This window comes from Enterobacter sp. SST3 (assembly GCF_000286655.1).
Taxonomy (GTDB): Bacteria; Pseudomonadota; Gammaproteobacteria; order Enterobacterales; family Enterobacteriaceae; genus Enterobacter; species Enterobacter roggenkampii.
The window spans coordinates 22,517-29,260 of the sequence record NZ_ALNS01000007.1 but is presented as its reverse complement, the minus strand read 5'-3'; the positions used below and the strand labels follow the sequence as shown (position 1 = coordinate 29,260).

Here is a 6,744-nt window from a genome sequence, read left to right as displayed (position 1 = left end):
AGCGCCACCGGGCGAATCACGGATTACGATTTCGTCGACTGCTCAAAGCGGCGCAGCAGCTGATTCCCGCGCTCTACCGCGGAATCCAGCGCCTGCTGTGGCGTTTTCTTCCCGGTCCAGACGCTTTCCAGCTCTTCATCCACGATGGTGCGGATCTGCGGCATGTTGCCCAGACGCAGGCCTTTGGTGAACGGCAACGGCGGCTTGTTCAGCATCTGACGCGTCGCGATATCCGCGCCCGGGTTCTTGCTGTAGAAGCCCTGCTCGCGGGTCAGGTCATATGCGGCTTTGGTGATCGGCAGGTAGCCGGTCTTCTGGTGCCATTCGGCGGCGTTTTCCGGCTTCGCCAGGAAGTCAAGGAACTCGGCCACGCCTTTGTAGGTGCCCTTGTCTTTACCCTGCATCACCCACAGGCTCGCCCCGCCGATGATGGCGTTCTGCGGCGCGCCCTTCACGTCGGCATCGTACGGCATCATGCCCACGCCGTAGTTGAATTTGGCGTAGTGGCGGATATCCGCCAGCGAGCCGGACGAGGCGGTGGTAATGGCGCAATCGCCGTTGTAGAACTTCTCGGTGGATTCGTCTTTACGCCCGAAGTAGCTGAAGTCGCCCTTCTTGTTGAGTTCTTCCAGCAGCGCGATGTGCTTCACCTGCTCCGGCTTGTTGAACTCCAGTACCGCGTCGGTGCCGTCGAAGCCGTTGTTTTTGGTCGCCACCGGCAGGCCGTGCCAGGCGCTGAAGTTTTCGATCTGGATCCAGCCCTGCCAGCCGCTGGCGTAGCCGCACTTCATTCCCGCCGCTTTCAGCTTCGCGGTGTATTCGGCCAGGTCCTGCCAGGTTTTTGGCGGCTGCTCCGGGTCTAAACCGGCTTTCCTGAAGGCGTCTTTGTTGTAGTACAGCACCGGCGTGGAGCTGTTAAACGGCTGAGACAGCAGATGTCCGGTTTTGGAATCGGTGTAGTAACCCGCTACGGTTGGCACGAACTGGGATTCATCGAAGTTAATACCCGCTTCTTTGAACACTTCATAGACCGGCTTGATGGCTTTGGAGGCCATCATGGTGGCGGTGCCCACTTCATAAACCTGTAACAGTGCAGGCGCGTTGCCGGTACGGAAGGCGGCGATGCCCGCGCTCAGGCTCTGCTCGTAGTTGCCTTTGTACACCGGCACAATTTTGTAATCCGGATGGGTGTCGTTGAAACGCTGCGCCAGGGAGTCAACTTCTTTACCCAACTCCCCTTCCATGGAATGCCAGAACGGAATGGTCGTCACAGCCATTGCGTTCGTCGCAAAAGCCAGACCCAATGCCAGACCCAAAGCTGTGTGTCGTAACGATGTCATTGTCATCTCTCTTATTGTGCCGGATGCGCGATATCACGCGTTTTATGCTCGCGAGGTAACATGACATGCTCGAATGACAGAAAAATAACTGTTTGTTTACAGATAAGTGACAGCAAAGGGTCAGGGGGATGATGGTTGTGTGAAGGGGTGTAGTGGTTAAAAAAGCCGGGTGGCGGCTACGCCTTACCCGGCCTGGTCGATCCCTGTAGGCCCGGTAAGCGCAGCGCCACCGGGCGATACAGACGGCTCAGCCGCCCAGGTAAGCGCTCCGCACCGCTTCGTTCGCCAGCAGTGCGTCTCCGGTATCCTCAAGCACCACGCGGCCGTTCTCCAGCACGTAGCCACGGTCAGCCAGCTTCAGCGCCTGGTTGGCGTTCTGCTCAACGAGGAAGATGGTCATCCCCTCTTTACGCAGCTGCTCAATGGTGTCGAAGATCTGCTGGATGATGATCGGCGCCAGGCCGAGCGACGGCTCATCCAGCAGCAGCAGGCGCGGCTGGCTCATCAGCGCGCGGCCGATCGCCAGCATCTGCTGTTCACCGCCGGACATGGTGCCCGCACGCTGGATGCGACGCTCCCACAGGCGCGGGAAGAGTTCGTACACCCACTTGATGCGGGTCTGGTATTCATCGCGGTGGGCGAAGAAGCCGCCCATCGCCAGGTTCTCTTCCACCGTCATACGCGAGAACACGCGACGCCCTTCCGGAACAATCGCCACCGCCTCGCGCATGATTCTGGCGGTCTGCCAGTCGGTAATGTCTTTGCCGTCAAACACAATCCGCCCGCTGGTGGCGCGCGGGTCACCGCACAGGGTGCCGAGCAGCGTGGTCTTACCCGCGCCGTTGGCGCCAATCAGGGTGACGATTTCACCCTGGTTGATATGCAGGCTGACGTCGTGCAGCGCCTGGATCTTGCCGTAGTGCGCATTGACCTTGTCGAACGTTAACATCGCTTTTTCCATCTTATGCCTCACCCAGGTATGCGCGGATCACGTCCGGGTTGTTGCGGATCTCTTCCGGCGTGCCGTTTGCCAGCGGCGTGCCCTGGTTGACCACGTAGATACGGTCGGAAATGCCCATCACCAGCTTCATGTCATGCTCAATCAGCAGAATGGTGGTGTCGTGGTGATCGCGCAGTTCGGCAATCAGCTCGTCCAGCTCTTTGGTCTCTTTCGGGTTGAGGCCCGCCGCCGGTTCGTCGAGCATGAGGATTTCCGGCTGCGTCACCATGCAGCGCACAATCTCCAGACGACGCTGGTCGCCGTAGGCCAGGTTGCTCGCCTGACGGTTGGCGTGCTGCAGCAGGCCAATGCGGTCGAGCCAGGTGGCGGCGCGATCGAGCGCTTCATCCTGGGCGCGGCGGAAGGCCGGGGTTTTCAGCAGGCCGGAGAACAGCCCGGTTTTCAGCTGCTGATGCTGCGCCACCAGCAGGTTCTCAATCACCGTCATCTCGCGGAACAGACGCACGTGCTGGAAGGTACGCACCACGCCCATGCGGGCAATCTGCTGGCCCGGCAGCCCTTCAAGATGCTGATCGCGCAGCATGATGGTGCCACCCGTCGGCTTGTAGAAGCCGGTCAGGCAGTTAAAGACCGTGGTTTTCCCCGCACCGTTCGGGCCAATCAGGGAGACAATCTCTTTCTTGTGCAGATCCAGATTCACGTTGTTGACCGCCAGCAGGCCGCCAAAACGCATCATCAGACCGTTAACGGATAATAATGGCTGACTCATGCCTGCTCTCCTTTCGCTTGCCCGTTCTTCAGCTTCAGCTGTGGACGGGTCATCGGCAGCAAGCCCTGCGGACGCCAGATCATCATCAGCACCATCAAACCACCCAGCATTAACATGCTGTATTCGTTAAAGTCGCGCATCAGCTCGCGCGAGACCACCAGCAGGATGGCCGCCAGGATAACGGCGAACTGCGAGCCCATCCCGCCCAGCACCACAATCGCCAGCACAAAGGCGGATTCGGCAAAGGTGAACGATTCCGGGCTGACGAAGCCCTGACGCGCGGCAAACAGCGTCCCGGCAAAACCGGCAAACGCGGCGCTGATGGTAAACGCGGTCAGCTTGATGCGGGTCGGGTTCAGGCCCAGGGAGCGGCAGGCGATCTCATCTTCGCGCAGCGCTTCCCACGCGCGGCCCAGCGGCATGCGCAGCAGGCGGTTAATCACGAACAGGGTGATGACCACCAGCAGCAGCGCCACCAGATAGAGCCAGATGACGCGGTCGGACGGGTCATACTTCACGCCGAAGAAGTTACTGAAGGTGTCCCAGCCGCCTTCGCGGGCGGTGCGGCTGAACTCCAGGCCGAAGAAGGTTGGTTTCGGGATCTGGCTGATGCCGTTCGGGCCGCCGGTCACTTCGGTGTTGTTCAGCAGCAGGATACGGACGATTTCACCGAAGCCTAAGGTCACAATCGCCAGGTAGTCACCGCGCAGGCGCAGCACCGGGAAACCGAGCAGGAAGCCTGCGGCGGCAGAGACCAGCCCTGCCAGCGGCAGGCAGGTCCAGAAGCCGAGCCCGTAATAGTGGTTCAGCAGCGCGAAGGTGTAGGCGCCGATGGCGTAGAAGCCGCCGTAGCCCAGCACCAGCAGGCCTGAGAGCCCCACCACCACGTTCAGACCGAGACCGAGGATCACGTAGATCATGGTCAGGGTAGCGATATCCACGGTTCCACGAGACACCACGAACGGCCACGCCACGGCAGCCACCAGCAGCGCCACGAGGAACAGCTTCTGCTTAACGGTAGACCCGTCGATGGCCGGCAGGACGAATTTCGGCCCGGAGACGTTTTTCAGCGACTTCTGGAACAGCGGACGCAGCAGCTGGAACAGGAACACGACGGCGGTACCGATAAACACCCACTGCCAGCGGATGTCGGGGGCGGTATCCACCACCAGTTTGGTGCCATTCAGCTCAAGCTGGACGCCCATAAAGACGCCCGCCAGCACGAAGAACATGGCGGCAGAGAGCAGCGCCATTGCAAAATGCATCGGTTTCATACTTTCTCTACCTCCGGACGGCCCAGAATACCGGTAGGCATGACCAGCAGAACCAGAATCAGCAGGGCAAACGACACCACGTCTTTATATTCCGTGCTCAGGTACGCCGAAGAGAGCGCTTCCGCCACGCCCAGGATCAGGCCGCCAATCATCGCGCCCGGAATACTGCCGATACCGCCCAGCACCGCCGCGGTAAAAGCTTTCATCCCGGCCATAAAGCCGATGTACGGGTTGATCACGCCGTAGAACTGGCCGAGCAGCACGCCTGCGACGGCAGCCATCGCGGCGCCAATCACGAAGGTCAGGGCAATCACGCGGTCGGTATTGATGCCGAGCAGGCTCGCCATCTTCAGGTCTTCTGCGCACGCGCGGCAGGCGCGTCCCATCCGCGAGTAGCGGATGAACAGCGTCAGGGCCAGCATCGCAATAAAGGTCACGACCCAGATAACCAGCTGCATGGTGGTGATAGAGGCCGCGAAGTTTTCGCTGGCTCCCACAATCCACTGGCCGTTAAACAGGCTTGGCAGCGCCACGTCGCGCGAGCCTTCGGTCAGGCTGACGTAGTTTTGCAGGAAGATCGACATCCCGATGGCGGAAATCAGTGCAATCAGACGCTTGGAGCTGCGCACCGGCCGGTAGGCCACGCGCTCGATGCTCCAGCCGTAGGCGCTGGCAATCACAATCGCGCCGACAAACCCGGCGGCGACCAGCAGCCAGCTGCTGTCGATGCCCATCATCATCAGGGCGGCGATAATCATAAAGGAGACATAGCTACCGATCATGTAGACCTCGCCGTGGGCGAAGTTGATCATGCCGATAATGCCGTAAACCATCGTATAGCCGATGGCGATCAGCGCGTAGGTGCTTCCCAGCGTGACGCCGTTAAACATCTGCTGCAGGAAATAGAGAAACTGCTCGGACATATGCAAACCTTTTTATACCCGCCCGTCATGCCGGGCGGTGGGATAATTATTTGGCGGCCGAAGACGAACCGTCGGCGTGCCACTTAAAGACACCAAACTCAAATCCCTTCAGATCGCCTTTCTCATCCCAGTTCAGCGGCCCAATCACGGTGTTCGCCCCGTGTGCTTTTAAATCTTTCACCAGATCCAGCGGTTCTTTGCTGCCGGTACGATCCAGCGCGGTGGCCAGAGACTGTACGGCGGCATAGGTGATCCAGACGTACGGACCACTCGGATCTTTCTTCTGCGCCTTGAGCGCATCCACGATAGCCTTGTTGGCCGGATCCTGGTCATAGCGTTTTGGCATCGTCACCAGCATGCCTTCGGCAGAATCCCCGGCGATGTTGGACAGGGAGGCATTGCCCACGCCCTCTGGCCCCATGAACTGGGTTTTCAGGCCGGTGGCGCGCGCCTGGCGCAGCATCTGCCCCATTTCCGGGTAGTAGCCGCCGTAGTAAACGAAGTCGATATTCTCTTTTTGCAGGCGGGCGATCAGCGCGGAGAAGTCTTTTTCACCGGCGGTAATGCCGTCGAAGAAGACGATGTTCGCCCCGCCTTTTTTCAGGCCGTCCTGAACGGAGCGCGCCAGGCCTTCGCCGTACTGCTGCTTGTCATGAATAATGGCGATACGCTGCGGCTTGACGGTTTCAAGGATGTATTTGGCGGCGGTAGGCCCCTGAGAGGAGTCCAGACCGGCGGTGCGCATGATGTGCTGGTAGCCGCGCTGGGTCAGCTCAGGGTTAGTGGCGCCAGGGGTGATCATCAGAATGCCTTCGTCTTCGTAGATGTCAGACGCGGGCTGGGTGGACGATGAGCACAGGTGGCCGATCACATACTGGATGCCATCGTTGACGATTTTGTTGGCGACCGCGACGGCCTGTTTCGGATCGCAGGCGTCGTCATATTCCACGCCCACCAGCTTGTCGCCCTTGATGCCGCCCTTAGCGTTGATGTCTTTGATGGCCTGGCGCGCACCGTTGAACTCCATGTCACCCCACTGGGCAACAGGGCCGGACATCGCCCCCACTACCGCAACTTTAATGTCTTCCGCCATGGCGGCATGCGAGATCGACAGTGCGACCATCCCCGCGATTAACGTCTTCGCGTTCCTTTTCATCTCTGAATCCCCATTCGTGATGTCGTGTTTATATTTTGTTTTATTATGGTTAAAAAGCATTCTGTACTTTTAATGAACAACGCTATTTTTACCAGTGCCTTTAATGGTTTAGCGCAGGTTTTTGTCAAAACCAGACTAAAATCTCTATTTTTCAGGCGATTAAGCAAAGATAATATTCTGAAATCAGGCAGAGATAAACAAATAAAAGTGCAGTTTGCAGCATAAAATAACGGTACAAAGCGCCGAATAAATCACTGCCATTCAGGTTAAAATCCTGCTTATTTTTCGATCCATGTGTTTTCAAACTGCCCAACGCGCTGC

General features: G+C 58.7%; 6 protein-coding genes. All 6 read right to left on the bottom strand.

Going from position 1 to position 6,744, the window contains the following annotated elements:
• Positions 1 to 23: 23 nt before the first annotated feature.
• The 6 genes from ugpB to livK all read right to left on the bottom strand — a co-directional run bounded on the left by ugpB (position 24) and on the right by livK (position 6,423).
• Positions 24 to 1,340, bottom strand: a complete 1,317-nt coding sequence (gene ugpB / locus B498_RS17205; protein WP_008500103.1) for a sn-glycerol-3-phosphate ABC transporter substrate-binding protein UgpB — start codon at positions 1,338 to 1,340, stop codon at positions 24 to 26.
• Positions 1,341 to 1,587: 247 nt separating this feature from the next.
• Positions 1,588 to 2,301: a high-affinity branched-chain amino acid ABC transporter ATP-binding protein LivF gene (gene livF, locus B498_RS17210; RefSeq protein ID WP_008500102.1), complete on the bottom strand. Its 714-nt coding sequence runs from the start codon at positions 2,299 to 2,301 to the stop codon at positions 1,588 to 1,590.
• Between the two features lies 1 nt (position 2,302).
• Entirely contained in the window at positions 2,303 to 3,070 is a 768-nt protein-coding gene (gene livG, locus B498_RS17215; protein WP_008500101.1) for a high-affinity branched-chain amino acid ABC transporter ATP-binding protein LivG, read from the bottom strand.
• Complete coding sequence (livM, locus tag B498_RS17220) at positions 3,067 to 4,344, bottom strand: branched chain amino acid ABC transporter permease LivM (protein WP_008500100.1); 1,278 nt, start codon at positions 4,342 to 4,344, stop codon at positions 3,067 to 3,069. Before livM ends, livG begins: the two co-directional genes overlap by 4 nt.
• Complete coding sequence (gene livH, locus B498_RS17225) at positions 4,341 to 5,267, bottom strand: high-affinity branched-chain amino acid ABC transporter permease LivH (RefSeq protein ID WP_008500099.1); 927 nt, start codon at positions 5,265 to 5,267, stop codon at positions 4,341 to 4,343. Before livH ends, livM begins: the two co-directional genes overlap by 4 nt.
• A gap of 46 nt (positions 5,268 to 5,313) precedes the next feature.
• The gene (gene livK, locus B498_RS17230) at positions 5,314 to 6,423 is read right to left on the bottom strand and encodes a high-affinity branched-chain amino acid ABC transporter substrate-binding protein LivK (protein WP_008500098.1); all 1,110 of its coding nucleotides are present in this window, start codon (positions 6,421 to 6,423) and stop codon (positions 5,314 to 5,316) included.
• Positions 6,424 to 6,744 lie beyond the last annotated feature (321 nt).